Consider the following 26,933-nt stretch of genomic DNA (forward strand, 5'->3'; position numbering starts at 1 on the left):
CTAAAGCGAGCGGATTTCACCGCCCGGCTATAGCTGTGGCGGTTTTTTGTTTTTCGCCGCGCGGAGAGGGTCCGCGGGGCAAGAAATTCATTTACCTGCTGCCGATATGACCAGCGGCGCCGGATCGAGGGAGACGGCACCGCAGCTTGCAAAGAGGGATGAAACGCCATGACCGTAAAATCGCAACACCCGGAAACGCTCGCGCTCCATGCGGGCTATCGCAGCGACCCGGAGACCGGCGCCGTCGCGGTTCCGATCTACCAGACCACCTCCTATCAGTTCCAGGGCGCCGAGCACGCCGCGAACCTTTTCGCGCTGAAGGAACTGGGGAATATCTACACCCGGATCATGAACCCGACCTGCGCGGTTCTGGAAGAGCGGGTGACGGCTCTGGAAGGCGGTGCCGCGGCTCTGGCAGTGAGCTCCGGCCAGGCGGCCTCGGCGGTTGCGATCCAGAACATCGCGAAAGCCGGCGATAATGTGGTCAGCTCCACCGACATCTACGGCGGCACCTGGAACCTCTTCGCCAACACCCTGGCGAACATGGGCATCGAAGTGCGTTTCGTGGATCCGGAAGATCCCGAGAACTTCCGCCGCGCCACCGATGACAAGACCCGTGCCTACTATGCCGAGACCCTGCCCAATCCGAAGCTGGCGGTCTTCCCGATCCGCGAAGTGGCAAACATCGGCGACGAACTCGGCGTGCCGCTGATCGTCGACAACACCGCCGCGCCGGTGCTTTGCAAGCCCCTCGCCCACGGCGCCAGCATCGTGGTCTATTCGACCACCAAGTATATCGGCGGTCACGGGACCTCCATCGGCGGTCTGATCGTCGACGGCGGCAGCTTCGACTGGGAGGCCAACGCCGAACGCTTCCCGCTGCTCAACGAGCCGGATCCCAGCTATCACGGCGCGGTCTGGACCCAGGCGGTCAAGCCGCTGGGCCCGATCGCCTACATCCTCAAGGCCCGCGTCACCCTGCTGCGCGATCTCGGCGCCGCCATGAGCCCCTTCAACGCCTTCCAGTTCATTCAGGGCCTGGAGACCCTGCCCCTGCGCATGCGCGAGCACTGCGCCAATGCGGACAAGGTCGCGGCCTTCCTGGAAGATCATCCGGCGGTCGAACGGGTGATCCACCCCAGCCTCTTCGAGGGAGAGCAGAAACGCCGGGCCGAGATCTATCTGGGCGGCAAGCACGGCGCCCTGCTCGGCTTTGAGCTGAAGGACGGCAAGGAAGCCGGCCGCCAGTTCATCGACAGCCTGCAGCTCTTCTATCACGTGGCCAATATCGGCGATGCCCGCAGCCTGGCGATCCATCCCGCGACAACCACCCACTCTCAGCTCTCTCCCGAAGAGCAGCTGGCCAGCGGCGTGTCGGACGGTTACGTGCGGCTCTCGATCGGGATCGAGCACATCGACGACATCCTGGCCGACCTGGGTCAGGCCCTTGGATCTCTGGGCAGCAGCGCCGCGGCGGCGGAGTAACCCCGGACCGGGCGCATTAAGGCCGGGCAACATCGGGCCGGATAAAATCAGCTCGGGCAATCTCGGGCCGGTGCCGGCTTGATTTCCGTTAAGGAGCGCGCAGGTCCCGGATGGTAAATTTCCGGGACCTGCGCGACACTTGTTGCATAGACGATCCGGCATTAGTGTTACCGGGCGATAAACACAATAAGTCGGCGATTTCCTTCGGAGCGCCGCGATTGGAAACGTCATGGCGAGCCAGAGAAACGAGTTGAACCCCTACTTGCGCAAACCGGCGGTGCTGGGCGGCTATCCCCAGATCCGCACGCGGCGCAACCGGACCGACGCCTGGACCCGCAGTCTGGTCGCGGAAAACCGGCTCGGGCCACAGGATTTTATCTGGCCGGTTTTTGTCCAGGAACCTGACGGCACCAGCGGGATCTCCGCCATGCCCGGCGTCCTGCGTTACGGCCTCGACCGGGTCGTCGAGGCTGTCGCCAAGGCCGCCGAGCTCAAGATCCCCGCGGTCGCGGTCTTTCCCTACGTGGACGAGAGCCTGAAAACGGCAGACTGCGCCGAAGCCTTCAATCCGGAAAACATCGTCTGCCGCGCCGTGCGCCTGATCAAGAAAGAGGTGCCGGACATCGGCATCCTCTGCGACGTCGCGCTGGATCCCTTCAACTCGCTGGGCCACGACGGCCTGGTGCAGGACGGAAAGATCCTGAACGACGAATCCGTCGAAGCGCTCTGCCAGCAGGCGCTGGTCCAGGCCCGGGCCGGCTGCGATGTCTTAGGCCCCTCCGACATGATGGACGGGCGGGTCGGCGCAATCCGCCGCGCGCTGGACGACGCGGGCTATCAGGACGCCAAGATCATGTCCTACTCGGCCAAGTACGCCAGCGCTTTCTACGGTCCTTTCCGCGAAGCCGTGGGCGCGGACACCATGCTGAGCGGCGACAAGAAGACCTATCAGCTCGACTTCGCCAATTCGGACGAAGCCCTGCGCCAGGTCGAGCTGGATTTGGCCGAGGGTGCCGATATGGTGATGGTCAAACCCGGTCTGCCCTATCTGGACATCGTACGCCGGGTCAAGGACCGCTTCGGCGTGCCGACCATGGCCTATCAGGTCAGTGGCGAATACGCCATGATGAAGGCCGCCGCCGCCAACGGCTGGCTCGACAACGACAAGGTCGTCTATGAGAGCCTCATGGCCTTTAAGCGGGCCGGCGCAGACGCAGTCCTGACCTACGCAGCCATTGAAATGGCCGAGCTGCTCAAAGCCGGCTGACGTCCGACAGCACTTTAGACCCGTTGAATTTAAACAAGCGCATGACGACATCTTTTGTCTGATTGTTCCAATGGCGCAGCATTCACATCGCGCATCCACCCAAAGGGAGAACGACAATGACCCTCCGTCTTGGCGACACCGCCCCTGACTTCACGCAGGACTCCACCGAAGGCACGATCAACTTCTACGACTATGTCGGCGATTCCTGGTCGGTGCTCTTTTCGCACCCCAAGGACTTCACGCCGGTCTGCACCACCGAGCTCGGCTTCGTGGCCAAACTCAAGCCCGAGTTCGACAAGCGCAACGTCAAGGTCATGGGCCTCAGCGTCGATCCGGTCAGCGACCATACGACCTGGGCAAACGACATTGAGGAAACCCAATCCCAGAAACTGAACTTCCCGCTGCTGGCCGATGCCGACCGCAGCGTGTCCGACCTTTACGACATGATTCACCCGAACGCCAACGACACCCTGACGGTGCGTTCGGTCTTCATCATGGACCCGAACAAGAAGGTCCGCCTGATCATCACCTATCCCGCCAGCACCGGCCGGAACTTCGACGAGATCCTGCGGGTCATCGACTCCCTGCAGCTCACCGACGGTTACAAGGTCGCGACCCCAGTGAACTGGAAGGACGGCGAAGACGTGATCATCGTCCCGGCCCTCTCCGACGAAGACGCCAAGGACAAGTTCCCCAAGGGCTGGAAGGCACTGAAGCCTTACCTGCGCGTCACGCCGCAACCGAATAAGTAAATCGGGAGAGACGAGAGGTCCGGCGCGGGCATCTCACGCACCAAGAAGAGAGGAACCTGCCGATTTCTGGCCGGTCCCTCTCTAATTCGGATGCAGCAGTGCACCAACGTCCCGGACTTACGGCTCCGGATTCAGGCGCCGCAACAAAACGGTCTTTTCCTGGTCAGTCAAACCACTGTTGCGCTGAAGATACCAGGCTGCCGTATGCTCCTCTGTATCAGTCGCTGCCGTCTGTGCGCCAGCGCTCAGGAGCAGCTCGATCACTTCGGATGAGGCATTTTCCGCAGCGTACATCAAGGGCGTGCGGCCATCGCGTTTAAGCCTTGCGCATTGATGCTCAGAGGCAACCGTTCGGGCGGAAGGATTTGCCCCCTGCTTCAAAAGAAACTGCACAACGCCAATATCATTCGTCTGCGCTGCGTACATCAGCGCCGTTTTCGCAAACCAGTTCGTCGGTGCATCGACCTGCGCTCCCGCCATGAGCGCAAACTCCGTCAAATCCTGGTCGCCCAGCGCAGCCAGCAAAACATCATTCGACGCCTTGTCGATCGCGGCCTGGTCGTCACGGTAGCTCTCTTTCAACTTCGTCCAGAGTGAAGCCACCACGTCGATATCCTGGCGTGTGAAGACAGCCGCAAGAACGGCGTCGCGCCACACCTTGCTGTTGGACGCTGCTCGTTGATTCTGGCTTGCAAATTCAAGCCAACTCTCGATCGCAACCCCGGCAACATCCCGAGGCGGCGTGTCCCTCGAAAGACTCAAGGGAAAGTCCGGCCACTGTGCAATGCCGGTCAGCCGGAAACGATCCGGATAGTCGGAGCTAATGGTCTGGTCGACGACGAAGCGGTAGCTCTCCTCTGCAAGTGCGCGTGCCTCCTCAGCCGTTTCTACAAAATGCTGCAGGTAGTAAGCGCGCATCCCTTCGATAAAGGCCGAGCGGCTATTCTTAAAACTGTTGTAGAGAGACCAACTGGTTGGATCGCTGACACCCCAAACCAGAAAACGAATTTTCCGTGCAGCATCCTGCCGCTCCAAGGTCATGGTTTCATTGATCGTATAGTTGTTGACCAACGCCATCGACTGGGGCCTGTTCAACGCGGTCAGCAGGAGCCTCTCGGACGATATCCCCCACGCTCGAGTTCCCCCCCTGCACCCGGTTTGAGGACCACCGAGAATCGCTTGTAAGGTCTGATAAAACCTCGAATTCTCCGTAAAACTCTCGATGTTTGACGCACTTGGCTGCAATTGGACGCTACAGACTTTCTCCGCAGTTCCTGTGGCTTTCAACCGGTAGAGATCCGCCTGTCTCTCGTTGCCTTGAAACCAACGGCTAACCGCCGCAGTGGTGTAGAACGCCCCTTCGTGAGAGAACACGTAGACCACACTGCTTGGCGGATGCTGCACGACCGGGCGAGGCTCGTCATTATCTTGCCTTCCCATCCGGGACATATGGAAAAATTGATAGTGGGGATATCTTTCGCCGTATACCGCCTTTATTTCTTGATACCGCGCCTCGTTCTCGAAAACATAAATATCGGAACTGAGATAACGCCAGCCAACTTGGCCGCCTTCAATATGGAGAACTTCCAATTTTCCGTCGTTATCAAGGTCCAGAAACTCCACAAAGCTCCTATCGTATAAGCCATTGAAATATCCCGCGCGATGGCGGTCGCGCGGATAGGTGAGAAATTCTGCATCCGGGAAAGCCGCCTGCAGGTCTAGCAACCGTTCGTCCAGCAAACCCTCACCGTAAAACACTCTCTCCCAGGCGGAGAGAAATGGATCGCAAATCGCCGGCCGCATATTCTCGAGCAAAACAGGTTTGTAAGGCGTAATCCCATGACTGCGGGACTCAGCTCGCGCCGTTCCACCTGCAAGGGCAATTCCCACTAACGCAAGAATGAGGCTTCCGTAGCGGGTCATAGCATTCCAGTCCCGAGGAAAATCAATCGAACGACAAGACTGGAACTATCACCCTAGATTGTAAAAATACAGTGACTACAAAATGGTTTTGCTGTGGCACGCGCGGCAGCAGTTGAACGCTATGACTAGTGTGATGTTTCTGAAGTTCGTCGCATAATATGCGGCGAATTTTAGAGACTGAATCACACTAGATTCAACGGGACACTAGGCGACAGAGCCCGAGATTTCCTGCTTGGTTGTGCTCATGACCCAGTGGGTCGTGAAGGCTTTTATATTACTGTCGGCGTGAAACAGCCGGTCGGCCAGGGCGGTGTACTCATCCATATCAGCCACCTGCACAACGACCACACAACTGACCTCGCCCGCCACCATGTAGCATTGAGACACGGCGGACTCCCGCTTGACCCGCGTGACAAAGTCGCGGCGATACTCCGGCCCGTGCCGGTCGAGCGCGACGGTCACCACCGCGGAAAGTTTGCGGTCCAGGTGGCCCGGGTCGATCACGGCAACGATGCGTCTGATGACACCTTCCTGCTTGAGGCGGGCAACGCGGCGCAGACAGGCCGAGGGTGACAAGCCGACCTGCGCGGCGAGCGCAGTGTTCGGCAGATCGGCGTTCTCCCTCAAAACCGAGAGAATACGGTGGTCAATGCGGTCAAGCTCCATGATGCCGCATATTATTGCAATGATTGCATTTTTTCACTGCTTTATTGCTTCTAAACGAGATTTTCGCGCACCTATTGCAGTCTCTTTCCGCGATCCTGCCGCATCTTACGGTCACGGAAACAAAGCACCCGAAATGAAATGCTATCTGAAAAACCTTGCCCGGCGCAGCCTGGGCAGCTTCACCACGCTCGTGAAAATCATGCTGCCGGTCATGTTGGTCATTCGCATTGGCGAAGAATTCGGACTTTCAGAAACCTTGGGCACCGGCCTCGCACCGGTCATGCATCTGGTGGGATTGCCGCCGGAGGCCGGGATTGTCTGGGCCACCGGCATGCTCACCGGTCTTTACGGCGGGATCGGCGCCTACATCGCCCTTTTCCCGCAGATGGAGCTGAGCATCGCCCAGGGCAGCATTCTCTGCGCCATGATGCTTTTCGCCCACGCGATCCCGCTTGAGCAGGCCATCGTCCGGCGCGCCGGCGCGAGCTTTCTGCTGACCAGCCTTTTGAGGATCGGTGGGGCCCTGCTTTACGGCGCCGGCATCGCCTGGATCTGCGGCCTCAGCGGTGCTCTTTCCAGTCCACTGGAACTGGATTGGCTGACGGCGGCGGAAACCGACCCGGGTTGGGGCGCCTGGGCACTCTCGACCGCAGGCTCCCTTGCCTCCATTTTCGGCATTATCGTCGCGCTCTTCATCGGCCTGGATCTGCTGGAAAAGCTCGGCGTCATCCGCCGGATCACCGCCGCGATCGAACCTGCGCTGCGGGTCATCGGTCTGGACACGCGCCTTGCGCCGCTGACCACCATCGGGCTGCTTTTGGGCCTGACCTATGGCGGCGCCCTCATCATCCAGGCGACGAAAGAGCAGGACTTCACGCCCCGCGCCAGGTTCCTTGCTTTATCACTGCTCTCCCTCTCCCATTCCCTGATCGAAGATACGGCCCTGATGCTGGCGTTGGGTGCGGATATCTGGATCGTCCTGGTCGGGCGGGTCGGCTTCAGCCTGGCGCTGATCGCCGTGCTGGCCCGAATCACGCCCTTGATGGACTCAAGAAAAACCGGGGAGGCATGACCTCCCCGGACAGTCGTAACACGTCGGCTCGATAAACCTCGGATTCAGGGCTCGCTGCTGTTGCGGCAGTTTCCTGGATAGGAGGTGCCGGTGGTATCGCTCTCACAGCCGCCGGTCGACTGGTACTGCTCGTGATAATCGCAGGAGCCTTCGTACGACGTCTGCGAGGCACCGTCATGACAACCGGTGTTGGCGTTGGCAGACTGGCCTGGTTTGCCATGCAGTTTCGACGTGGCAGCGATGGGCCGGCCCGGGCCGCTGCCGCCCGCCTTCTGTTTCATCATCTGCGATGCGCCCGGCGGGTTGGCGGCCGGATCTTTCGTGTTCTTGGCTTTGGAAACGGCGGGGTTCAGCATCATCGCGACCAGCGCGGCCGCAAGCAGGATTCCGGCCTTGTTCAAGCTGAGTGAAGTCATGGGCATGGTTACATCCTCGTGAGGGTGACGTTGGGGAAACTCTTATTCGAGTGGTATCGACCCAGGCACCTTCCCGAAGAGACTTTTCTTCACGAGGGTTTCCGCGCCAATATCCCTTTCGTCGGACGAGGTACTACTCGGTTCATTTTTTATGTGCCTGAGCAGTCAGGCCCGCAAGCTCTCGTAACGTGCGATCAAGTCGGCGAAGGCCTGCTTTTCTCTTGCTCTGGCCCGCATCTGATCGATCGCGGCCAAGGCCTTTTTGCTGTCTCCTGCCTCCCCGGCAACCACAAGCATGACCATGCCGTACTGCCCGTGCCGCCGGCAGCGAAAGCCGTAGAAGCCCTCCTCCCGGAAGGTAACGCGCGCCTCGTTCTGGTTCGAGATCCCTACGGGGGGCATGCCATCCGGCCAGAGCTGGGGCACCGAATGCACCGTATGCTCACCACGGCTATTCAAAAAAGCGACCTCCTCGCCAGGCGACACCAGGAGAATATTCGGCTCGAAACGGAACATGTCCGTCGCGGCTGTCGCATTGGTATCGGTGATCTGATCCACGGCGCGCGGGCGCGCAGCCGCGGCGCTGCCGGCGCAGCAACAGACCGCCGTGATGGTTTGGATGGCCCGCCGCCGGGTCAGGGTCCTGGGGGTGAAGTTGATCATCTGATCTAAATCCCGCGCTGGTGGTCGATGGAACTCTGCACCACTCTGTTCAAAAACTGTGTGAATGAGAATGATTCACATCAAATGCGCTGAAATAGACAATGCCTTCGAGGATCCGCCTTTAGGAAGATAACCGCTCCTCCCCATTTCACCTCAAGCTCGGCTGAATGCGCGCCCGGCGGCGGGAAAAGTATGAATAAATTATTAATATCAATATGTTGAAATTTTATTGATTAGACGTTTTTTTCGTTGTTTTTGAACCCAACACCGCATGCCTCCGTCTAACGGGTGAGAATTCAAAACGCCCGCTTTCAATTACGGAGAAGATTCAATGAAACAGAAACTCGCGCTCCTGGTCATGGCCGGCGCCCTCGTCGGGTCCATGTCCTTCACGGTCCCGGTCACGGCCGAATCCGCATCAGTCGCTCAGCTCAAGCTGGAAACACAGCCGAAAAAGCCGGGAACCCCGACTCCGACACCGGTCAACCCCACCTTCAATTCCGGCATCAACTCGACGGCCCCAGGCGGTTACGCACCGGCTGCGCCTGTGGTCTTCCACTGCATGCCCGGATACAGCAAAACGAAGTATCTGAAGTATCAGGGCGGCTCACGCAAAGGCGGCCTGCATACCATGGAGTGCCGCTCGCCCATCTTCGAGTGCCCTGCGCCGAGCTCGGTCAGAACTGACAACGGTTCACCTGCGCAAGGCCATGGCAACACAATTAAGAAGGTCCCCGTTGGTGCCGGTGATTCCAACCGCTTCCGGATCGAATACACCTGTAACTACTACTGGCCGGAAGGCTAAAGCCCCGTCCTCCATTTCCCTCAACTCATAACCGCTTCAGGCAACTGAAGCGGTTCCCTTTTTTCCACGCCGCGTGCAAGGTCACTTCAAGTGCTGCACAGAACGCTCCTCCTCTTCTTCATCTGCCTGACCGCGGTCACCGCAGTCACACCGGCCCGGGCGCGCTTCTACTGGGATGGCACTCCGGTCTTCTCCGCGCTGGAGACATGGGAGATCATCCTCGTCGGGATCATCCTCCTGGCCCTCACCGGCGCATTCCTTTTCATCCTCGTGAAGCTGATAAACTTCTTCTTTGCTAAAAAATGATCGAACCCGGTCGCAAGAGGATCCGGTTTGCGGTGGTGCTCAAGCGCCTTCTCGCCGGTCTCGCGCTGACAGTTTTCCTTCTGAGTTTCACGACACAGCTCTACGGCAATCTCTTTTGGATGCTGGAGGGTACGGGTTCGTTTTTTATCCCGGCCGAGAGCGACATCTGGAGTTTTGAGGTCACGAGGAATAACCCCGGGTCCGGAAGCTGGTGGCTGTTCGCCAGGGATCACCAACACTATTTCGCCCTCTCGGCAGAACGGCCGGAATACATCTACATTCGGCGGGACAACAGCTGCGATGCGTTCGATGCTCTCAAGCTCGAGACCTGGTGCACCGCGCGTGCCAGTCCCCTCCCCGGCACGCAGGCGGGCAAATAGCCGCGCGACAGCCGTTCTTCGGCACGGCCGATTTCTCCGGCCTATGCCTGAAGCACGGAGTGTTTCCGTCTGGATGTGATCCGGTCTAGAGATAGCTCATCAGATTGAGCGACGATCCGGAAGCTGACGGTCCGCCCAGCCCGGCAAAGAGCTGCGACATGGCCTGCGAACTCTCGAAGTTCTGCTTCAGGGTCACGTAATACTCCGGACTGAATCCGGCGGCCTCGCGCTCTTCCGCGCTCATGGTCTGATACTGTGCGATCAGGTTCTTTGAGAAGGCGGTCGGATCGTTGGTCGGACCGGAGGACCTGAAGGCATCCTGCACCGTCTTACCGACCCGTGTCTGCAATTCCTCCTTCGCGGACAGAACCTCGCGGCTGCTGAAACTGCCATCCCGGTTCAGCGAAATGGCGGAGAGGGCACGATTGCCGAAACCGGAGAGGTCGACGGCTTTCCCGCGCGCCGGGTCACCGCTGAAGATCAGCCGTTTTCCCTCCGCGTCCGCGGCTTTGTACTGCTTATCCAGCGCGCGGCGGGCATCGGAGGTCACATCGGCGAAACTCCGCTCGATGATCGCTTCGCCCTTCGCGGCACGCATCAGATAATTGTCAACCGGATCATTCTCGATACCGCTGGGAACCCGCTCCGGATTGGCTTCCAGCTGACCAAGCGCTTCCTTTACCGCCGCCAGCTGTTTCTGAAAAGGTCCGGATGCCCGCTCTTCCGGTCCCGCCGAATTCAGATAGTCCAGCGCGAGATCATAAAGCTCCTTCACGTTCCCGGTGACGCCGACCACCGCGAGGCCGCCGGCCATGGTAACGTCAAAGCGGCGCTGAAGCTCGAGTTTGGCGGCCTTCTGCTGATCGGTTGGAAACTGAAGTCCCGAATTGGTGGCCACCGCAAAGAGCTCACGGCGATCGAACCTGGAAAGATCCACGTCCAGCTTACCGTCTTTCAGCGGCGAGCTCTTTCCGGTGTCCGCCAGCAGCTTTTTCATACTGGCCTGGGCGTCTTCCGCAATCGTTGCGCCGGCTTTCTCGCTCAGGCCGGCCCGGGCCGCGTCCGAGAGCAAAATGCTGTCGCCACGCGCCTGCGCCGCAGCCGCGTTCGCGGCCCGCGCAGTACCGGCCTGAGCCGCGCTCGCAGCCGAGGACTGCGCCGGGACGTTCTGATAGTTCGTGTAGTGCGCCAATGCGAGACTTGGGTTGCCATTGATCACGCGCCGGACTCCGGAAGACAGTTGGGACTACTCCCTCACAAGCAAATCCCGTGCCGGACATTTTCGGCTCATCACTATAAAAATGCGGCAGTTACGGACTTCATCCGGGTCAAAATTTCCTAACTCGGTAAAATCTTCCCGGCAGAATTTTCTTGCAGTCATCCTCCGTCGGTTAGAGCGTTAAAGTGCATTACTTCTTCAGTCGGAGCGTCCCGGCACCTTCGAGTAATCTGAGCCCAGGTAGAACAAGGTTTCAGATCACGTCGTAAGCGCATCGCTTCCCTGTTACATCGTCAAATGCAGAGATCGGCTAAGTTGGCCTAAGCCCCATAGATTTAAACTTCTTCGCTGCCTCCGGCTTAAGCCGCAACACAGCAGTATGTGTTCAGAACCAGACCGTTTCATGAACTGAGAGACTAAGAAAAACTGAAATCAACCGTCCAAGTTCGCCGTTCACGTTTCCCATCAGTCTGCCACTCCCCTCAAGACTCGTTTTATTAGAACTATGAGACATTTTTCTCTTTTTGAGAGTTTTTTTCTTGCTGATAAATTTCAATCGTGGTTAGAATACAACCTATCATGGTTAACACGTCTTGGAGGATGAAATGGCTTACATGCCACTGACAGAAGGAAACGATGTTTACGTCTCCGACCTCGTACCAACTGGCGGGGAAACCGGGAACCGAATCGATGGGTTCGGTGGAAACGATACAATTACCGGTAATCAATACAATGATCAAATTCACGGCGGAGACGGAAACGACTTTATTAATGGCGCCGGCGGCAATGATATTCTGCTTGGAAATGACGGGGACGACACGATAATCGGCGGATCAGGTGATGATTTGATTGTCGGTGATGGCTTATCCTCGGAAATCGGCAACGACACGCTCGACGGCGGCGCAGGTTCGGATCAAATGTTCGGCGGGGCCGGCAATGACGAATACCGGTTTCGGTTCGGTGACGGTGGCGTGGACACCATAAATGACGCAAATTTCGCTTCCGGAAACCCTGGAACCGGCGGTGGAATTGATACTCTGTGGATGATGGACACTTTAGGGGCGAACATCCAATTCTACCAATTCGGCAATGATTTGCGTGTCACTGATGCCCTTGATACGTCAGACGGTACGATCGACGAAGGCGTTATCATCGAAGATTTTTTCCTGGGAGGTAACAATCTCGTCGAGTTTGTATACGGCAGTGATGGCGTCGGATGGGATTTGACTGGCTTAGTCGCTTAACTCAAAAAAACCACACTGGGCCCACATGAAGCATAACGACTTCGTGTGGGCCGTAGCGGACGAAGTCAATCGCATAAAGAATATCACAGTTTTACAATTTTTAATTGCTCTCACTCACTGAGAACAGAAGCAATAAACTTGAGTTCATGGGGATCCAAAATGTTAGTGATCACAATCGCTCTTGCATTACTCGATCCACAACCAATAAACGATAATCTTATTTTTTTCTCACAAGAAAGCAAGGTAAAGACAGCCTCGAGCCCAACGGCATTGGCCGATCAGAAAGTAAGGTTTGCACGAGTATCGGAAACTGTTCCGGCCGAGGCGGTCCGAAGACAGCATGAAGCCCGGAGAATCTTGGCAGGATGGCCGGCGGCGGAACACCTGCAGCAGATTGCCAAGCAAAAAGCGATTGAAGCACGCGTGGTCTATCAGGTGGATGGCAAGATTGTAGCGATCCACTATCGCAACCAGACCGGGCTATTAACTTCTCATTCTGATCGCGACGACCGACTTCGGTTGATGAAGGAGGCAGCCCTCCGCGGGCTGAAGCGAGAGATGTTGGATGATTTCATGGATATCAGAACGTCGCATGCTCTTAGGCGGAAATACGGTCCCGGTTTAACGATGACCCGTTATGAAACCGGCCAAGCGCCGACTGCGGGCATGTTGCACGCGGAGATTTTTAGCAATCCCTCCGAGATCACACTCACTACGAAAACTCCTAGAGTCAGTCTCGACACTGAAACACTGGAGAAGCATGAGAGGGTTCGTATTTCGCAAGCCTCTCGATTGAGATCGCTTCGCAATTCACCACACCCCTAGAGAATATGCGTTCAGCAGGTTTGGAGACTTGACGGGAAGGGCTATCCGCCAAGCCAGAGAGAGACAATCGGGACCGGTGGCCCAAAAGCGTTCCTCGTCGTCACTCGACCGATCTATCTCAAGAAACAAGGGAGATGATACAACACAGTGGAACCGATTGGGATCGTTGCTGGACAACTTTGGCGCCCCCTGTTGCTGGTTGCCGGCTTTAGCTTTTTCATCAATATACTGATCCTTACCCTACCCCTTTATATGCTGCAGCTGTTTGATCGGGTCATCCCGACCCAGCACTTGGACACACTCTTCTTCCTCACGCTGATTGCCGCCATCGCAATCGTTGGCTACGCCATCCTTGAAGCTGTGAGATCTTGCTGCCTGGTCCGCACCGGCGCCTGGGTTGCAGAACGTCTCAAACCCAGCATCCTATCGGCTTGCCTGCGTTCACGAGCGACCGGCATGGATGTTGGTAAGCGGCCGCTGGAGGAAGCGGATATGCTCAAGAGTGTCCTTGCAAGTCCCGCAATCATCGCTCTCATTGATCTGCCGTGGTTTCCCCTCTTTATAGCAATCATCTGGATGGTACATCCAACTCTCGGCTTCGCCGCCGCTCTGGCCTCCATTGTCATGATTGCGATTACACTTATCGCTCACTTCGCGATCCGTCAGCGATCTCGTGACGCCCGTCATGCCAGCACGGCAGGCAACCGCTATGCCAGCGGCGCAATTCAGGCCTCTTCCTCGATCATTGCGATGGCTATGTGGCCCGACATCCTGAAGACCTGGCAGCAACGCAGCGGTGCAGGAAACCAGGAGCACGCAAGCAGTGACGAACTGAACGCGATCTTTTCTGCCGCCGCGAAAAGCGTTCGCGTGCTTATCCAGATCGCTATTCTCGGACTTGGCACCTACCTCGCCGTGCTGGGCGAGATCACCATGGGCGCGATCATCGCAGTTTCAATTATGCTCGCCCGTGCGCTCGCGCCGATCGACGCCATTGTCGCAGGTTGGAAGCAACTGGTTCACGCCCGCGAAGCCCTGAACTATCTCAGGCAGTTTCTTAGATACGCCGCGACGCCAGAGTGTAACATCGCCCTTCCCCCGCCGCGCGGCGCCATTTCGGCTCAGAATGCGACGCTTGCGCTTCCCGGATCGCATCGCGCCCTTCTCAATCAGATCAGTTTCTCGGTCGCGCCCGGTGAAACGCTTGCGGTTATCGGTGAATCAGGTGCAGGTAAATCTACTCTATGCAAGGCATTGCTCGGGTATTTTCCATTGACGGCAGGCTACATCCGAATAGATGGCGCCGATGTGCGCGATTGGCGTGCTAAGGACTTAGGGCCCTGCGTTGGCTACTTGCCGCAACGCTGCGAGTTTTTGCCGGGTACGATCAAGGAGAACATCGCGCGCTTCCGCTCGACATGCGATGAATCAGTGATCGAGGCGGCCCAGCTAGCGGGAATTCACAGTATGATCCTCGAACTGCCGCAGGGTTATGACACTTTGGTCTCGGCCGACGGGGCACCGTTGTCGGGTGGGCAGCAACAGCGCATTGGACTAGCCCGTGCTTTGTATCAGCGGCCGCAAGTGCTCGTGCTCGACGAACCTAACGCGAATCTCGATGGATCCGGCGCAGAGGCTTTATTCAGAGCTTTGCAGGCCGCCAGGGAATGGGGCGCAACCACTATTATGGTTGTGCATAGCCAAGCAATGCTGAAAGGAGTCGACAAAATCATCGCCTTGCGTAACGGGCGGGTCGAAGCCTTCGGCCACACGGCAGCCGTTATGGAAAGATTAACCCCGGCATGACGAACCAGATAACTGTCGCCCCAGTGAGTGCGACATCCGATGAAACGCTGTTGAAGGACAGTCTCCGGCCGATCGTGTCCGTCGGCGTGATCGCCATTTTGCTTTTCTTCGGCCTGTTTGGCGGATGGGCTACGTTTGCGCCCTTAGCGCGGGGCACGCTCGCCCCCGGCATTGTCAGCCCTGACGGCAGCAGGCGTACGGTTCAGCATTACGAAGGCGGCATTATCCAAGAGCTTCGGGTGCGCGAAGGGCAACGTGTGGCGAAAGGCGATACTGTCGCAGTTCTACAGCAGATCCGCGTGCGATCTGAACACGCAACCTTTGAGAGTCAGCTTTTTACCCTTTTGGCCGAGCAGAGCCGACTATTGGCGGAACAGGCAAGTCGAGCATTTATTACGCATGACCCACGCTTGATGACCAACGCCAGCGACCCCGAGCAGGAAGAGGCTATGTCAGCCCAAGAGGCGGTCTTCAAAGCGCGGCGAAGTGCCCTTGAAAATCAACAGAGCATTCTGCGTCAGCGGATAAAGCAATACGAACAGCAAATTGAAGGTTTCAACATCCAAAACGACAGTCTTGATCGGCAAGAGGTTCTGATCAGGGAAGAGATCGCGGGGGTGCAAGCCTTGTTTGACAAAGGACTTGAACGCAAGCCGCGTCTACTGGCACTGCAGAGAACACAGGCCCAAATCGACGGTGCACGAGGAGAAAACCTCGCTGGAATCGCACGCGCAAGCTCGGCAATTGGCGAAGCTGAACTTGAAATCACTCGCCTCAAGGCTGAACGTCTCGATGAAGTCAACAACAGTCTGGCCGACCTCCGGGTCAGAATTGCTGAGATTGAGCAGAGCCTCGACAGGACGGCGGACGAGTTGGAGCGAACTGTTATCAAAGCGCCGGTGGATGGAAGCGTTATAAATCTTAAGTTCAAGACAATCGGCGGGGTCGTAAAAGCGGGCGAGGCCATTCTTGATATCGTACCGGCGCGCGAGCTCTTGGTAATCGATGCCCGCATTCCTCCGCTTGACATCGATGCTGTGCATCCGGGTCTAGGTGCTGAGATTATCTTGTCGGCTTATCCACGCCGTTCCACACCGAGCATAAGAGGTAAGGTTGAATGGATTTCGGCCGGCATCATGGAAGACGAAGACTCGGAAGAAACATATTATTCGGCTCGAGTTATCGTCGAGCGGGACGCCATCTCGGAGTTACCCGAGAAAATTGTTCTTTATCCCGGCATGCCAACGGAGGTGATGATTATATCGGGCGAGCGGACCGCTCTAGACTACCTTCTAGAACCTTTGATGTCATCATTTCGCAGAAGCTTCACGGAAGGCTAACTCGGGCGACGTTTAGCCGCAGCCTTTTTATGGATGCGCCAAGGCACGCGAATCCGAATCGGGCACAACGATCAATTTGCGGTCTTCACCTGCCAGGCCGACGAGCAGGCGCTTGTCGTTTTCATCGAACTTGAAGACGCCGTACTTGGCGTTTTCATAGAATTTCGCATGGCCTTCCTGAAACAGGAAAGAGTCCGGAACAATCGTGATCCTGCTGTATTCCTTGTGGAACCGCAGCAGCCGTTCCCCCGCCTGCAGCTCCTCGCCTGCATGAAAGCGGACAAACTTCGCGACATTATCGGCATCGGGCTTGATCACCATGTACCCGCGCTTCTGCTGTCCCTCCATCTGTGCCTTCACCGGCTCGGCACGCTCGACCGCGTAGCGCAGGTTCATGTAATCCCCCTGCATCAGTGATCGGGGATCGACCGGCGCCAGCTCCAGCAGAAGAATCTCGCCCTTGTCGAGAATTTGCTCTTTTTCGTAGATCCCGTAGTTCAGCGCGCCGAAGATCAGAACCGCGAGGCCGATCATAATTTTGCTTCTCATGCCGTATCTCCCTGGTCCAGTTTTCTGAAGTGCAAGTAAAAGCGCGCGGCGAGTAGCAACAGACCGCTGCCCACCAGCACGCCCGACTTCTGCAGCAGGGAAACATCCAGTTCGTAGTAATAGTGATAGAGGAAAAGCGGCAGCAGCAACGCGCCCATGGCGATCATGATCTTCTCGTGTTTACCGTAGCCCAGCACCATCAGCAGAATGGCGAGCGTAATACCGGGCGCGGCAATCGCGCCGAGCGCCGCGGCGCCCAAGCAGGCCAGTATCAGAGCTTCGGACTTGAGTTTCGCCGGGCCGCCCGCGATCCAGGCGATGGCCGCGATCAGCGCCCCCGCAAAGAGCAGGCTCATAAAGAGCGGACGGATGACCTCTTCCTCCATCGCATAGGCAAACTCGAAGCGGGAAACCAGGAACAGGGCCGCCACGCACAGCGAGCAGAAGAGCGCGTATTTGACCGGAACGAAGTCACGCCTGATTTTCCCGCTCCAGGTCAGCAGCGCCGCCAGCAGCACTTCGCAAAAGACAAAAAGATTGAAGAAGATCTCCCTGGACTCGGGCAGCTCCTCGACAAACGCGACATTCAGATGGATCGAAAAAAGCACCGCGAAGCTGGAGAGGAACCGGTCCACCGACATCCGGTAGACATAGTAGGTCGCAACAGTGATGCCGAGGGTTGCCAGAGTGCCGGCCCAGCCCGACTCAAAGATCATCACAAGGGCGAAGACAAAAAGCGACTTGCCGGTCGCCATGAAAGCGAAAGACGACTGCATCATAAAGCTCTGCCTGATCGTGGCGCCGTTCCCGCTGAATTTCTGCAGGACGATGGCAAGCGCGACAAACGCCAGGCCGATAATCAGAAAGTCCTCGTTCTCATCGACGGACAGTCCGAGCGCGACCAGACCGATCAGGCAGATCGACGCGATGAAGGCGCCCACGCCGACCAGCGCCCGGATATAGAGCGGCAATTCCGTTTCCTGCTGCTGCGCGAGCACAAAGCTCTCCAGTTCCTGATCCCCGCTCTCGACGAAACCCTTTGCCGAGAGCGCCCGTAAAAGATCGGAGGCGCTGTAAGATGTCATGTATCTAGACATGCTTGGCCTCCATCACCGAGATAATCCTGCGCAAATAAAGGACCGCCAGGCTGAAGATCGCGATCGTCGCCAGTCCCATGAGCAGGAACATCAGAACTTCCGTGTCTTCAAAATTCATGACCAGGAAATCCAGCACCAGGGTCTCCAGAAGAATGCAGCCCGAGAGCGCGATGGCCGCGAGCGGCCACATATCGCGGAACCTGAAGCGGTAGAGCGCGTAGAGTAGCCCATGCCCCACCAGCCCGGCCAGGGCGCTGATCTTGACCGATGCACTGACGTCGCGGCCATCCAGAATCCAGATCATGATCGGCGTGGCCAGCGGAACCAGTACCGCGATGGTAAGAAGAGCCCGCAACCAGCGCCGGTCGAGCCAGGCCGCCTGCGTGCGCGCCACATAGACTTCCCGCAGAACCAGCGCCAGCCCGTTGAGCGCCGCGAAGCCGACGAAGATCAGCGCTTCCATGTCCCGCTCCGGCAGGGCCGCCTGTTCCCACCACAAGGCCAGGAAGACATTCGTGACCGCCAGCCAGAGAACCCATTGCGCGGCGAAGTTGGAGATCACCGTCCAGCCGAAGATGAACAGCGACCACATCATGAAAAGCTGATAGGCGTCCGCACCGGTCTGGTAGATCTGACCGTAGACCGCCATGAACACGCCGGTCAGAACCGACGCCGAGAGCAGCAGGATCTGCCCGCTGACACGCTCCAGCTTGTAGTAGTATGCCCCGATCAGACAGCAGAGCAGGCCGCCCTGGATCGTAGACAGCTTGACCAGCGGCGCAATCTTCGCCCAGTTGAAGGCGAAGAAGTAAACCACGCCGCAGAGCACCAGCGCGCTGCCCGCCGCGAGAAACAGGCGGGAGATCCAAAGACCCCACTGATCCGCCGGCGTGAGAAAGTCCAGCGCATAGTCCCTGCCCTCCGGCGTGATCTTCTTGTGTGCCAGAAGCTCGTCGACCAGCCTGCGATTGGCGGGGATGTCCGCGAGCGTCACTTGAGGTGTCTGTTCCAAAATGTCCTCGGTGAAAAATTTCGCTGCAAATATTCAAACAGTATCGATAAAAAAGTCCGCTGCACGGCCCGCTTCACGGCCCACTTTACGGGAAGCCTAGGGCGGAAAACCCGCTGCCTCCTTGAAGCTTGTGACCACATGGGCCGAAAAGGCTTTGCCTGCGGAACCGATCCGCGTGGCCTCACAGAGAAGAAGGCGGTAATCGCCGATCTGCTTCAGTCCCTGTTTGAGTCCCAGCACCTCGTGATCCTCCGAAACCAGGCTGGCGGGGATCGGCGCGATCGCCAGGTCGGAATCCACGGCGGCCAACTGTCCCTGCCCGGTCTCGCAGGTATAGGCGATCCGATAGCGCATGTTCGTCTCTTCGAGAGAGGCCAGCGCCGCCGCCCGCCAGGGGCATCCCTGCGCCGAGAGGGTGAGCGGAAGCGGCACGCGGCGGTGCGCCCTGCCGTTGCGCTTGCCGACCCAGACCAGCGGCTCACTGTAGATGGTTTTTCCCGGCAGGCTTTCGTGTTTATCGGCAGCGGTCAGAACCAGATCGAGTTCGCCGGCCTCCAATTGTCTCGTGAGTGCCGCGGTCGTGGAAAGCACGACATCCACCTCGACCAGAGGATGGGTGGCCGCGAAACGCGCGAGGATCTGTGGTAAAAAGCGCGACCCGAAGTCATCGAGGGCCCCGAAACGGATTCGTCCTTCGAGCTGCGCGACCCGGAAGCGGGCCAGCGCCTCCTCATTGATCCGCAGCAGTTCCCTGCTGTGAATAAGAAAGGCTTCACCGTCGACCGTCAGAGACACCCGCCGGGCGTGCCGATGAAACAGCGGCCGTCCCAGTTGGTCTTCCAGGCGTTTCATCTGCATGCTCACCGCCGAGGGCGTGCGCAGCACGCGTTTCGCCGCAGCGGTAAAGCTGCCGACTTCCGAAATGGCCACGAAAGTGTGGATCAGGTCGGTTTCAAGTAAGGCGTTTGCATTTGGTCCCATCACAGACCCTGTTTTCAATAAAATTGATCAATATCATAAAATCTATGAACTGTATTGACTAATCTCTAACTGCCATGATCTCCGCAGCCACGGAGATGACCATGACGACTCATTCGAAAGCCCCCGCGAATGCCGACGCTAGCGCCCGAAATGAGACGCCGCCCAGAAGCGCCGTGCCAAGCGCCGCGCGTTCCTTTCTGCTGTCTGTCCTCGCTGCCCTGCGGCACGGCTGCGCGAAGCAGCGGCACAACCGCGCCCGGCGAAGAGCGCAGAAGCTCGCGCGCGACGCCTTCATGGCCACGGTACGCCTGGACGACCGCATGCTGGACGACATCGGTGTAACCCGTGAAGAGGTGCAATGGGCTGCGGGCCTGCCCCTCGCGTTCAATGCCGCCCGGGCCCTGCATTCCAGAGCCCGGGCGCGCCGCCGGCGCGCGAAAGCCGGTCCGAACGGCTCCAGCCGATCCCCGGACTTCCCAAACACAAACCTGTCGGCCGGAAGCCTCATAGCGTCTCCCCTGGCTTCGACGGGTCCGCAATGGGCAAAGCCATACAGGCTTTGGGCGCTGTAAGGGAGAGGTTCAACGCAAGTTGTTTAACCGCTTCGGGCGGCCCGGATGCCATCAGCGCCGGGTTCCGGGGATCGCCCTGGGGGCGCCTTAAGGCCGCCCCGTCCGGAATCTCGACCGTCTCGTGTTCGAGCAAAAGACAGAACATGATGTGATGCCGGTTGCGCGTCATCACCACCAGCTCCCATGACGCATCGACCGCGGACTGCTTTTGCAGGATCAGAAATTCCTCGGACACCCGGTAAACCCGCGGGTTGGAGAGAATGTCGTCCCTGAGAACCCGGGTGTCTCCGCTATCGGGCATCGACCTGACATGATCGCGGATAACCCTGCCGAACGCGGTATCTTCCATCCTGACCAGTTCGCCCTGGAAAAAGGGCGGCTTGGTGAACTTGTAGCACCCCGAGAGCAGAACGCCTGCCAGCGCCAGCGTCATCGACAGCTTAAAGCTATTCAACTCCGTCCCCTGTTCCAGAACGCGATACCTTGAGCGCGGTCGGCGCGCAGATCTCGCGAGGTTCAGGGACCTCGGCAGTTTCCGGCGGCCGCGCACCCGTCCCCCGTTTGGAGAAAGGCGTCCATTAGTCGGTAGGCAAATGGAAAGGGTTCAAAATTATTTTTCCATCAGAAACACCGGTTCGAGCTCCGCCCACCACTCTCCGTCACGGCGGCTCTCAAGCGGCGCCTGCATGGGGTTGCAGATCGCCCACCATTCCCGGGTTTTCGGATCCTCCCCCATGCGCGCCATATCGGCGGCGTGATCCGTGCCATGGTACTCGTAATATCCGAACAGCAGGTTTTCCGGCTCACGCAGAAAGATCGAGTAGTTCTGAATGTGACAGCGCCGGATCTGCGCCAGCACCTCGGGCCAGACATCCGCATGCAGCCGTTTGTACTCCGGGATATCCTCCGGGCGGATGCCGATCACAAATCCGTAGCGTTTCATCTCCTGCTCCCCGATTTCCGGTCCCTTATTCCTGGACACCGTTACCTGGATCAAGGCGGAAGGCTACAGCGCCCGGGTCTTGCGCGCCACGACGAAACGGCTGATGGACTGATCGGTGAAGCTTCGGCTCTCGAGAATTTCGAAGCCCGCGTCACCTATGCAGCTCTCCACCTCCGCGGACGACATGGCGCGAACGTAAGGCGCTTTGTTGAGCCATTGCATCACGGGGATCATCAGTCGCATCAGCAGCCGGAAGAAAAAGTTCGCGTTGGCCAGGCACACGGTTTTAGAGATGAAGACGCCACCCGGTTTCAACAGACTTTCGATCCGCGCCACGGTCGCCTCCGTGTCCTCCATCAGGTGCAGGTAGTTGAAGGCCAGAACGGCATCGTAGCCGCCGCGTCCCAGAGCATCGTCAAAGGCCGTCGCCTGCAAAAACTCGACATTCTCTACCCCTTGCGCCGAAGCTTTTTCCCGGCCGATCGCGACCATTTCGGCGGAGATATCGCTGGCGGTCATCTGCGCCACCGCGTCCGCCAGTTTCAGCGCGGTCATCCCGGTGCCGCAGCCCAGTTCCAGCACCCGGTCGTTCGGCGACAGCCGCGCCCGCGTCCGATCGAGCGTCTCATGATAGGCGGTTAAATTCTTGATCGGCCGCGTTTCGTAGCGCCGCGCCACCTTGTCCCAGTATTTTCCCGCAGCCAGCATCGTCGTTCCCGTGCCTCTCTTGTCTCTCTAGGTCTCGCCGCTCTCGGCTCTGCGTTTCTCTACCCATACGGAGATAAAAGATATAGCCTCTAAATATGCAGCATACTTATACATATTTGCATGGATTGATCTTTCCCCATAGAGGAACACAAAGACGAATGATCTCCCACACGGAGTGCGCAGCAAGATGAACTGGAACACGGTGTCCTTCGACTGGAACCAGGCCCGGGCTTTTCTCGCCACCGCCGAGGAGGGATCGCTCTCCGCCGCCGCCCGCGCGCTGGGTCAGACCCAGCCGACCCTGGGCCGCCAGGTTGCCGCGCTGGAAGCCGAACTGGGCGTGATCCTCTTCGAACGCATCGGCCGCAACTTCACTCTCACGCCCTCCGGCCTGGAACTGCTCGACCATGTCCGTGCCATGGGCGAGGCCGCCGGGCGGATTTCCATGACCGCCTCGGGCCAGTCCCAATCGATCGAAGGCCAGGTCTGCATCTCCGCCAGCGACGCCATGGCAGCGTATCTCCTGCCCACCGTGCTCAAGCGCCTGCGTGAGTCCGCACCCAAGATCGAGATCGAAGTGGTCTCCTCCAACGCGCTCAGCGACCTGCGCCGCCGCGAGGCTGACATCGCCATCCGCCACGTCCGGCCCGAACAGCCGGACCTGATCGCCAAGCTGATCCGCGAGACCAATGCCTACCTCTATGCCTCGAGCGCGTTCCTCGAAACGCACGGCCGCCCGACCACGCCCGAGGCGCTGACGGATCTCGACTTCATCGGCTTCGGCCAGGCCGACCGCCTGATCGCCGCCCTCAACGGCGCGGGTCTCACCCTCACCCGCCGCAATTTCAGGGTCGGCTCGGAAAGCGGCGTGGTCGGCTGGGAACTGGTGAAACACGGTCTGGGCATCGGCATCATGGCCGAGGAAATTGCCGCCCTAACCCCGGGTATCGAACGCGTCCTGCCCGACCTGCCGCCCTTCACCTTCCCCATCTGGCTGACCACCCACCGCGAACTGCGCAGCAGCCGGCGCATCCGGGTGGTGTTCGATTTATTGCAGGAGGTCTTGGGGTGAGAGAGCATTTGCGCCCATCACAAGCTTTGCTTAAAGACTATTGCATTCGCCAGTAACGCGGCTCGCAGTGCGTCTGTTCATATGGAGGGTCTGGTGATCTGGTTGCTTCTCGGCGTCATCCTCTGGAGCGCTGTCCATTTCGTTCCGAGCCTCGGCCCGGCGTTAAAGACCCGGCTCATTGGAAAGTTTGGCAGGAAAAGCTACAGGATTCTCTTTGCCCTCCTGGTGGCCACGTCGATCCTGCTGATGATCTTCGGATGGCGATCGACAGATCCCCTTTTCCTCTACGCTCTCGGCTCTTGGACCAGCCCCGTAACCACGCTCCTCGTGCTTTGCGCCTTCATTCTCATGGGGGCTACAAATTATCCGACGCGCATAAAGCGCTTCATTCGGCATCCGCAGCTCTCGGGACTGGCGGTCTGGTCCGTCGCCCACCTGATCTCGAACGGCGACAGCCGCTCGCTGATCCTCTTCGGCGGTCTGGGGCTCTGGGCGCTGGCGGAGATTTTCCTGATTTCGGCCCGTGAGGGCGCTTGGGTGAAGCCGGAGGCGCCGAGCCTGGTCGTCGAATTCCGAGGTCTGGCGATCAGCTTCGTGATCTTCTTCGCCGCCATGGCACTCCACCCCTGGTTCGCCGGCGTGCCGGTGATCGCGCGCTAGTATCCCGAATCTGAAATTCACTTCATTGAATTTCAGATTCAACGGGACACTACCTCATTGAATCCGGTGTGATTCAGTGTCTAAAACTCGCCGCAGATTATGCGGCGAACTTCTGAAACATCACACTAGGTTATGGACTTTCAGCCTGCATCGCCGCCTTTGCGCGGTCTATGATGCGCGTTCGCCCGGTCCCCGGTACTCGAGATATTTGCGTTGGGTGGCGATATGGTCGGCGACATGCTTCGCGTCGTGCCAGACACCCCAGATGAAAGTGGAGCCCCGGCGCGATTGCCACGGCAGTCCCAGGAAATAGATGCCGGGCTCCGATGAAACGCCGCGCTGATGCAGAGGCTTGCCCGCTTTGTCGAAGGCATCGACCTTGAGCCAGTCGAAATCCTGCCGAAACCCGGTGGCCCAGATCACCGAGGTCACGCCCGCTGCCGCCAGATCCAGTTGCCGGATCGGATGGGTCAGACAGTCCGGGTCCGGCCAGGCCGCGCGGGCTTGCGGTTCTTCCGGCAACTCGATCCCGGTCCGCGCGACATAGGCATCCGCCGCGTCCAGCATGGCCAGGTAACTTGCGTCACCCTTCGCGAGGTTTTCTTCCAGATCGTGGGCAAAAGTCAGAACGCCGTCGCGATAGTCTTGGGTCATGCCAACCAGATTCAGGCCCTCCCCCGCCAACCGCCGGAAGTCGATCGTCTTCCCGCCGTAGGCGCCGCTGACTGCAATCGTCACATGCTCCGTCCCCGGTCCCGGCGCCTCGATGTCCCAAAGTCCGAGCACACCCAGCCACCAGACGAAGTCACGCCCCCGATAGACACGCGGCGGCCGTTCATGCGGCCCCACCGAGAGATAGACCTCCCTGCCCGCCCGCCTGAGCTCATCCGCGATCTGCGTCCCTGAAGAGCCCGCGCCTACGATCAGGACCGCGCCTTCAGGAAGCTCTTCGGGATTACGATAATGGAAGGAATGCAGCTGCTTGATGGCCACATCCTCGGGAAGGATCGGCGGAATCACCGGATGCTGGAAGGCCCCCGTCGCCGCCACGATGTTCCGCGCTTCGATCAGCCCGTCTGACGTCTCTACCCGAAACAGCCCGCGGCCCTCGACCCGCTCCGCCTTGAGCACCTCGACCCCGGTGCGGATCGGCGCACCGACCATCTTCGCGTAGTCCGCCAGATAATCCGCAACCCGCTCCTTCGTTGGAAAGCCATCCGGGTCCTCACCTTCGAAGTCCAGGTTCGGGAAGCGGTCATGCCACGCCGGCCCGTTGGCGACCAGAGAGTCCCACCGCCCCGACCGCCAGGCTTCGGCCACCCGGTTCTTCTCCAGGAGCAGATGCGGCACCGCGTTTTTACCGAGGTGCTCGCTCGCGGCAATCCCGGCCTGCCCGGCGCCCACCACGAGCGTATCGATTTCTTCCACCGGCATAACTGGGTCCCTCGAGTGTGGCGCGAGATGTTGCACCGCGCGTTCGAAGATCACTCTAGCGAAAGCGGATAAGGTCGGAAAATACACATTCGGAAAGCTTTGCTTCGGTTATGGCTAATCTCTGGTGCGTGGGCTTTTCGGGAAGCTGAACCGTCAATCTGGTCAAGCGCCGCAAATCACAACAGCGAAAATTCAGCCTGCATTGACAAACTGTTCAACAAAGTTGCACAATGCTCAGAGATCCATCGCGAACTTGAGATGACAATGGCAAAATCAACCATGGGCGTGCGCCTGGGCGAAGAAACCCAAAGCCGTCTGGAAGCCCTCGGCAGAGCGCGGGACAGATCGCCCCATTACCTGATGAAAGCGGCGATTGAACGCTTTCTGGACGTCGAGGAAGCGCTCGAGGAAGAGCGCCTACTGGTGACGTCCCGCTGGGAGAAATACAAACTCACCGGAGAAACGCTCGATCATGCCGATGTAAAGGCCTGGGCGGACGGGCTCGACGACTCCTTGTCTAGCGATCCGGAGAGCGGCGACACGAAAGCCGATTCCGCCTGATGGCGGAGGTCAGATGGCTCCCCGACGCTCTGGGAGACCTCAAGCGCCTTCATGCTTTCATCGATCCCCATAGTCCGAACGCAGCCGCCCGCGCCGTCAAGACCCTGATCGCCGCAGCCGAAACCCTTGCAGCTTTCCCGGAACGGGGCCGCCCTTGGGATTTGGAAATGGACTATCGAGAATTGCCCGTCCGTTTCGGCGCAAGCGGCTACGTCATTCGCTATCGCGTCTTCGAGGGTCAAGTCTTCGTTGTGCGCGTTTGGCACGCCCTGGAGGAGCGGTAAGCAGGGCCTTTGGTCAGGCATTTGGACATTAAAGCGCGGCACCCCTAAGCCGTCTTCGCAAAAACCGCCCGTATCGCCCTGATCTGCTCAACATCCTCTCGAATGAAACCAGACCGAAACGGAACCATCCGGTTGATGTGACGGAATCCACCCTTCAAAGATCGTCGTTTCAGTCTTTGTGGATAGTGCACTGCAGTGCGGTACATCCGTGACCTGTATTTTGATCCAGCCTCGGCGTGTCGAGTTTGTCCCCGCTGAGGTCTCGGAGAGATTCGGACGGACTTCCAGGACGGAGATGGTGGGCGTCCAAAACTCAGACTTGGTTTCCGCCCCTTGCATACTAGGTTCAAAGTCAAACTCGTTCAGCGGTCCGTCCGGCGTTTCCGCGAATGTGATGCTCGACGTCGTAAGGTACGGCAGACTGTCTGAAACCAAGGTCGTGTAGGGAACAAATTTGTCGGTGGACTCTGCGCGAATCCAGACCGGCGCATCCTTGACCCTTACCTCAAGCCATTGCCCTTGCTTGGCGAAGACGGAGATATGCGGTTGTTCATAGTCGGTTTCGATCAGCAAGAAGTCCGAAAGAGGGATGCGTTGCTCTGTCAAATCGATATCCGAGCCACGCAACGGCCAGTCGCGCGCAACTGTGAACTCTTTGGGTGAAGCTTCCTCGCCCCAAGCGGCGGCGAACCAATCAACTGGCACACCAAGCACCGGACTTGGCTCGCCATCATAGCGTCCGGATACATCTAGGACCCCGACCAAATTCATCGGGTCGTGAGCAATCTGAGCAAAGCCACTCGGAACTGCCAAAGTATTCGCCACAAGCGACAACAACATGATTCTCAGCATCACTTATCCTCGAACGGTCTGCGACGAAGTGAACCACAC

General features: G+C 58.6%; 30 protein-coding genes. 16 read left to right on the forward strand and 14 right to left on the reverse strand.

Going from position 1 to position 26,933, the window contains the following annotated elements; all coding sequences use genetic code 11:
- Positions 1–168: 168 nt before the first annotated feature.
- From FKG95_RS10000 to FKG95_RS10010, 3 genes are all read left to right on the forward strand, one after another.
- Positions 169–1,485, forward strand: a complete 1,317-nt coding sequence (locus tag FKG95_RS10000) for an O-acetylhomoserine aminocarboxypropyltransferase/cysteine synthase family protein (RefSeq protein ID WP_142896215.1) — start codon at positions 169–171, stop codon at positions 1,483–1,485.
- Between the two features lie 229 nt (positions 1,486–1,714).
- Complete coding sequence (gene hemB / locus FKG95_RS10005) at positions 1,715–2,752, forward strand: porphobilinogen synthase (protein ID WP_142896216.1); 1,038 nt, start codon at positions 1,715–1,717, stop codon at positions 2,750–2,752.
- A gap of 116 nt (positions 2,753–2,868) precedes the next feature.
- Positions 2,869–3,504 carry a peroxiredoxin gene (locus FKG95_RS10010; protein ID WP_142896217.1) on the forward strand — a complete coding sequence of 212 codons (636 nt, stop codon included), beginning with the start codon at positions 2,869–2,871 and terminating at the stop codon, positions 3,502–3,504.
- Positions 3,505–3,621: 117 nt separating this feature from the next.
- On the opposite strand, the gene FKG95_RS10015 is transcribed toward FKG95_RS10010, so the two are convergent.
- On the reverse strand, positions 3,622–5,427 hold the full coding sequence (locus tag FKG95_RS10015; RefSeq protein WP_142896218.1) for an ankyrin repeat domain-containing protein: 1,806 nt from the start codon (positions 5,425–5,427) through the stop codon (positions 3,622–3,624).
- Positions 5,428–5,631: 204 nt separating this feature from the next.
- A complete protein-coding gene (locus FKG95_RS10020; RefSeq protein ID WP_142896219.1) occupies positions 5,632–6,093 on the reverse strand; it encodes an Lrp/AsnC family transcriptional regulator in 462 nt (153 codons plus the stop codon).
- Positions 6,094–6,226: 133 nt separating this feature from the next.
- Here FKG95_RS10020 and FKG95_RS10025 point away from each other — a divergent pair, with 133 nt between their 5' ends.
- Positions 6,227–7,165 carry a nucleoside recognition domain-containing protein gene (locus tag FKG95_RS10025; protein ID WP_142896220.1) on the forward strand — a complete coding sequence of 313 codons (939 nt, stop codon included), beginning with the start codon at positions 6,227–6,229 and terminating at the stop codon, positions 7,163–7,165.
- 44 nt (positions 7,166–7,209) lie between these two features.
- Here the strand turns inward: FKG95_RS10025 and FKG95_RS10030 are convergent, their stop codons facing one another.
- Both FKG95_RS10030 and FKG95_RS10035 read right to left on the reverse strand, forming a co-directional pair.
- Positions 7,210–7,587 carry a hypothetical protein gene (locus FKG95_RS10030; RefSeq protein WP_142896221.1) on the reverse strand — a complete coding sequence of 126 codons (378 nt, stop codon included), beginning with the start codon at positions 7,585–7,587 and terminating at the stop codon, positions 7,210–7,212.
- 159 nt (positions 7,588–7,746) lie between these two features.
- Positions 7,747–8,244 carry a plastocyanin/azurin family copper-binding protein gene (locus FKG95_RS10035; RefSeq protein ID WP_142896222.1) on the reverse strand — a complete coding sequence of 166 codons (498 nt, stop codon included), beginning with the start codon at positions 8,242–8,244 and terminating at the stop codon, positions 7,747–7,749.
- 331 nt (positions 8,245–8,575) lie between these two features.
- Between FKG95_RS10035 and FKG95_RS10040 the strand changes: the two genes are divergently transcribed.
- The 3 genes from FKG95_RS10040 to FKG95_RS10050 all read left to right on the forward strand — a co-directional run bounded on the left by FKG95_RS10040 (position 8,576) and on the right by FKG95_RS10050 (position 9,735).
- On the forward strand, positions 8,576–9,049 hold the full coding sequence (locus tag FKG95_RS10040) for a hypothetical protein (protein WP_142896223.1): 474 nt from the start codon (positions 8,576–8,578) through the stop codon (positions 9,047–9,049).
- A gap of 90 nt (positions 9,050–9,139) precedes the next feature.
- Positions 9,140–9,355, forward strand: coding sequence for a hypothetical protein (locus FKG95_RS10045; RefSeq protein WP_142896224.1), 216 nt, complete (start codon positions 9,140–9,142; stop codon positions 9,353–9,355).
- The gene (locus FKG95_RS10050; protein ID WP_142896225.1) at positions 9,352–9,735 is read left to right on the forward strand and encodes a hypothetical protein; all 384 of its coding nucleotides are present in this window, start codon (positions 9,352–9,354) and stop codon (positions 9,733–9,735) included. The genes FKG95_RS10045 and FKG95_RS10050 overlap by 4 nt, the downstream gene beginning before the upstream one ends.
- Positions 9,736–9,820: 85 nt before the next feature.
- On the opposite strand, the gene FKG95_RS10055 is transcribed toward FKG95_RS10050, so the two are convergent.
- Positions 9,821–10,954 carry a hypothetical protein gene (locus tag FKG95_RS10055; protein ID WP_142896226.1) on the reverse strand — a complete coding sequence of 378 codons (1,134 nt, stop codon included), beginning with the start codon at positions 10,952–10,954 and terminating at the stop codon, positions 9,821–9,823.
- Between the two features lie 605 nt (positions 10,955–11,559).
- On the opposite strand from FKG95_RS10055, the gene FKG95_RS29620 reads away from it, so the two are divergent.
- From FKG95_RS29620 to FKG95_RS10075, 4 genes are all read left to right on the forward strand, one after another.
- Positions 11,560–12,198 carry a calcium-binding protein gene (locus tag FKG95_RS29620; RefSeq protein ID WP_179954030.1) on the forward strand — a complete coding sequence of 213 codons (639 nt, stop codon included), beginning with the start codon at positions 11,560–11,562 and terminating at the stop codon, positions 12,196–12,198.
- A 159-nt stretch (positions 12,199–12,357) separates the two neighbouring features.
- Positions 12,358–13,023 carry a hypothetical protein gene (locus FKG95_RS10065; protein ID WP_142896228.1) on the forward strand — a complete coding sequence of 222 codons (666 nt, stop codon included), beginning with the start codon at positions 12,358–12,360 and terminating at the stop codon, positions 13,021–13,023.
- A 147-nt stretch (positions 13,024–13,170) separates the two neighbouring features.
- Positions 13,171–14,829, forward strand: coding sequence for a type I secretion system permease/ATPase (locus FKG95_RS10070; RefSeq protein WP_142896229.1), 1,659 nt, complete (start codon positions 13,171–13,173; stop codon positions 14,827–14,829).
- Positions 14,826–16,169, forward strand: a complete 1,344-nt coding sequence (locus tag FKG95_RS10075) for an HlyD family type I secretion periplasmic adaptor subunit (RefSeq protein WP_142896230.1) — start codon at positions 14,826–14,828, stop codon at positions 16,167–16,169. The genes FKG95_RS10070 and FKG95_RS10075 overlap by 4 nt, the downstream gene beginning before the upstream one ends.
- A 27-nt stretch (positions 16,170–16,196) precedes the next feature.
- Here the strand turns inward: FKG95_RS10075 and FKG95_RS10080 are convergent, their stop codons facing one another.
- From FKG95_RS10080 to FKG95_RS10095, 4 genes are all read right to left on the reverse strand, one after another.
- Positions 16,197–16,718 (reverse strand): GDYXXLXY domain-containing protein, encoded by a 522-nt coding sequence (locus tag FKG95_RS10080; protein WP_142896231.1) that lies wholly within the window; start codon positions 16,716–16,718, stop codon positions 16,197–16,199.
- Positions 16,715–17,815: a DUF4401 domain-containing protein gene (locus FKG95_RS10085; RefSeq protein WP_142896232.1), complete on the reverse strand. Its 1,101-nt coding sequence runs from the start codon at positions 17,813–17,815 to the stop codon at positions 16,715–16,717. Before FKG95_RS10085 ends, FKG95_RS10080 begins: the two co-directional genes overlap by 4 nt.
- Positions 17,808–18,827, reverse strand: a complete 1,020-nt coding sequence (locus tag FKG95_RS10090) for a DUF2157 domain-containing protein (RefSeq protein ID WP_179954031.1) — start codon at positions 18,825–18,827, stop codon at positions 17,808–17,810. Before FKG95_RS10090 ends, FKG95_RS10085 begins: the two co-directional genes overlap by 8 nt.
- Before the next feature lie 96 nt (positions 18,828–18,923).
- Positions 18,924–19,808: a LysR substrate-binding domain-containing protein gene (locus FKG95_RS10095; RefSeq protein ID WP_142896234.1), complete on the reverse strand. Its 885-nt coding sequence runs from the start codon at positions 19,806–19,808 to the stop codon at positions 18,924–18,926.
- A 101-nt stretch (positions 19,809–19,909) separates the two neighbouring features.
- On the opposite strand from FKG95_RS10095, the gene FKG95_RS10100 reads away from it, so the two are divergent.
- Entirely contained in the window at positions 19,910–20,380 is a 471-nt protein-coding gene (locus FKG95_RS10100) for a DUF1127 domain-containing protein (protein WP_179954032.1), read from the forward strand.
- Here the strand turns inward: FKG95_RS10100 and FKG95_RS10105 are convergent.
- The 3 genes from FKG95_RS10105 to FKG95_RS10115 form a co-directional block, all read right to left on the reverse strand.
- Positions 20,313–20,834, reverse strand: coding sequence for a hypothetical protein (locus FKG95_RS10105; RefSeq protein ID WP_142896236.1), 522 nt, complete (start codon positions 20,832–20,834; stop codon positions 20,313–20,315). The genes FKG95_RS10100 and FKG95_RS10105 overlap by 68 nt on opposite strands.
- A 156-nt stretch (positions 20,835–20,990) precedes the next feature.
- Positions 20,991–21,323, reverse strand: a complete 333-nt coding sequence (locus tag FKG95_RS10110) for an L-rhamnose mutarotase (protein ID WP_142896237.1) — start codon at positions 21,321–21,323, stop codon at positions 20,991–20,993.
- 63 nt (positions 21,324–21,386) lie between these two features.
- Positions 21,387–22,031 carry a class I SAM-dependent methyltransferase gene (locus FKG95_RS10115; RefSeq protein WP_142896238.1) on the reverse strand — a complete coding sequence of 215 codons (645 nt, stop codon included), beginning with the start codon at positions 22,029–22,031 and terminating at the stop codon, positions 21,387–21,389.
- 187 nt (positions 22,032–22,218) lie between these two features.
- On the opposite strand from FKG95_RS10115, the gene FKG95_RS10120 reads away from it, so the two are divergent.
- Positions 22,219–23,103, forward strand: coding sequence for a LysR family transcriptional regulator (locus FKG95_RS10120; RefSeq protein ID WP_142896239.1), 885 nt, complete (start codon positions 22,219–22,221; stop codon positions 23,101–23,103).
- 93 nt (positions 23,104–23,196) lie between these two features.
- The gene (locus FKG95_RS10125) at positions 23,197–23,763 is read left to right on the forward strand and encodes an NnrU family protein (RefSeq protein WP_218940151.1); all 567 of its coding nucleotides are present in this window, start codon (positions 23,197–23,199) and stop codon (positions 23,761–23,763) included.
- 168 nt (positions 23,764–23,931) lie between these two features.
- On the opposite strand, the gene FKG95_RS10130 is transcribed toward FKG95_RS10125, so the two are convergent.
- A complete protein-coding gene (locus FKG95_RS10130) occupies positions 23,932–25,197 on the reverse strand; it encodes a flavin-containing monooxygenase (RefSeq protein WP_142896241.1) in 1,266 nt (421 codons plus the stop codon).
- Between the two features lie 264 nt (positions 25,198–25,461).
- Here FKG95_RS10130 and FKG95_RS10135 point away from each other — a divergent pair, with 264 nt between their 5' ends.
- Together FKG95_RS10135 and FKG95_RS10140 are read left to right on the forward strand one after the other, a co-directional pair.
- Positions 25,462–25,758 carry a CopG family ribbon-helix-helix protein gene (locus FKG95_RS10135; RefSeq protein WP_142896242.1) on the forward strand — a complete coding sequence of 99 codons (297 nt, stop codon included), beginning with the start codon at positions 25,462–25,464 and terminating at the stop codon, positions 25,756–25,758.
- Positions 25,758–26,042, forward strand: a complete 285-nt coding sequence (locus FKG95_RS10140) for a type II toxin-antitoxin system RelE/ParE family toxin (RefSeq protein ID WP_142896243.1) — start codon at positions 25,758–25,760, stop codon at positions 26,040–26,042. The genes FKG95_RS10135 and FKG95_RS10140 overlap by 1 nt, the downstream gene beginning before the upstream one ends.
- Before the next feature lie 87 nt (positions 26,043–26,129).
- On the opposite strand, the gene FKG95_RS10145 is transcribed toward FKG95_RS10140, so the two are convergent.
- Entirely contained in the window at positions 26,130–26,894 is a 765-nt protein-coding gene (locus tag FKG95_RS10145) for a hypothetical protein (protein WP_142896244.1), read from the reverse strand.
- Positions 26,895–26,933 lie beyond the last annotated feature (39 nt).

This window comes from Denitrobaculum tricleocarpae (assembly GCF_007004665.1).
GTDB classification, from domain to species: Bacteria; Pseudomonadota; Alphaproteobacteria; order Kiloniellales; family Kiloniellaceae; genus Denitrobaculum; species Denitrobaculum tricleocarpae.

Bases quoted from the DNA above. Each gene is read 5' to 3' on its own strand.
- FKG95_RS10095 (WP_142896234.1), bottom strand. From the start codon at position 19,808: ATGGGACCAAATGCAAACGCCTTACTTGAAACCGACCTGATCCACACT.
- FKG95_RS10135 (WP_142896242.1), top strand. From the start codon at position 25,462: ATGGCAAAATCAACCATGGGCGTGCGCCTGGGCGAAGAAACCCAAAGC.
- FKG95_RS29620 (WP_179954030.1), top strand. From the start codon at position 11,560: ATGGCTTACATGCCACTGACAGAAGGAAACGATGTTTACGTCTCCGAC.
- FKG95_RS10040 (WP_142896223.1), top strand. From the start codon at position 8,576: ATGAAACAGAAACTCGCGCTCCTGGTCATGGCCGGCGCCCTCGTCGGG.
- FKG95_RS10020 (WP_142896219.1), bottom strand. From the start codon at position 6,093: ATGGAGCTTGACCGCATTGACCACCGTATTCTCTCGGTTTTGAGGGAG.
- FKG95_RS10015 (WP_142896218.1), bottom strand. From the start codon at position 5,427: ATGACCCGCTACGGAAGCCTCATTCTTGCGTTAGTGGGAATTGCCCTT.
- FKG95_RS10110 (WP_142896237.1), bottom strand. From the start codon at position 21,323: ATGAAACGCTACGGATTTGTGATCGGCATCCGCCCGGAGGATATCCCG.
- FKG95_RS10145 (WP_142896244.1), bottom strand. From the start codon at position 26,894: ATGCTGAGAATCATGTTGTTGTCGCTTGTGGCGAATACTTTGGCAGTT.
- FKG95_RS10025 (WP_142896220.1), top strand. From the start codon at position 6,227: ATGAAATGCTATCTGAAAAACCTTGCCCGGCGCAGCCTGGGCAGCTTC.
- FKG95_RS10140 (WP_142896243.1), top strand. From the start codon at position 25,758: ATGGCGGAGGTCAGATGGCTCCCCGACGCTCTGGGAGACCTCAAGCGC.
- FKG95_RS10080 (WP_142896231.1), bottom strand. From the start codon at position 16,718: ATGAGAAGCAAAATTATGATCGGCCTCGCGGTTCTGATCTTCGGCGCG.
- FKG95_RS10030 (WP_142896221.1), bottom strand. From the start codon at position 7,587: ATGCCCATGACTTCACTCAGCTTGAACAAGGCCGGAATCCTGCTTGCG.
- FKG95_RS10085 (WP_142896232.1), bottom strand. From the start codon at position 17,815: ATGTCTAGATACATGACATCTTACAGCGCCTCCGATCTTTTACGGGCG.
- FKG95_RS10130 (WP_142896241.1), bottom strand. From the start codon at position 25,197: ATGCCGGTGGAAGAAATCGATACGCTCGTGGTGGGCGCCGGGCAGGCC.
- FKG95_RS10100 (WP_179954032.1), top strand. From the start codon at position 19,910: ATGACGACTCATTCGAAAGCCCCCGCGAATGCCGACGCTAGCGCCCGA.
- FKG95_RS10050 (WP_142896225.1), top strand. From the start codon at position 9,352: ATGATCGAACCCGGTCGCAAGAGGATCCGGTTTGCGGTGGTGCTCAAG.
- FKG95_RS10065 (WP_142896228.1), top strand. From the start codon at position 12,358: ATGTTAGTGATCACAATCGCTCTTGCATTACTCGATCCACAACCAATA.
- FKG95_RS10075 (WP_142896230.1), top strand. From the start codon at position 14,826: ATGACGAACCAGATAACTGTCGCCCCAGTGAGTGCGACATCCGATGAA.
- FKG95_RS10000 (WP_142896215.1), top strand. From the start codon at position 169: ATGACCGTAAAATCGCAACACCCGGAAACGCTCGCGCTCCATGCGGGC.
- FKG95_RS10120 (WP_142896239.1), top strand. From the start codon at position 22,219: ATGAACTGGAACACGGTGTCCTTCGACTGGAACCAGGCCCGGGCTTTT.
- FKG95_RS10115 (WP_142896238.1), bottom strand. From the start codon at position 22,031: ATGCTGGCTGCGGGAAAATACTGGGACAAGGTGGCGCGGCGCTACGAA.
- FKG95_RS10010 (WP_142896217.1), top strand. From the start codon at position 2,869: ATGACCCTCCGTCTTGGCGACACCGCCCCTGACTTCACGCAGGACTCC.
- FKG95_RS10035 (WP_142896222.1), bottom strand. From the start codon at position 8,244: ATGATCAACTTCACCCCCAGGACCCTGACCCGGCGGCGGGCCATCCAA.
- hemB (WP_142896216.1), top strand. From the start codon at position 1,715: ATGGCGAGCCAGAGAAACGAGTTGAACCCCTACTTGCGCAAACCGGCG.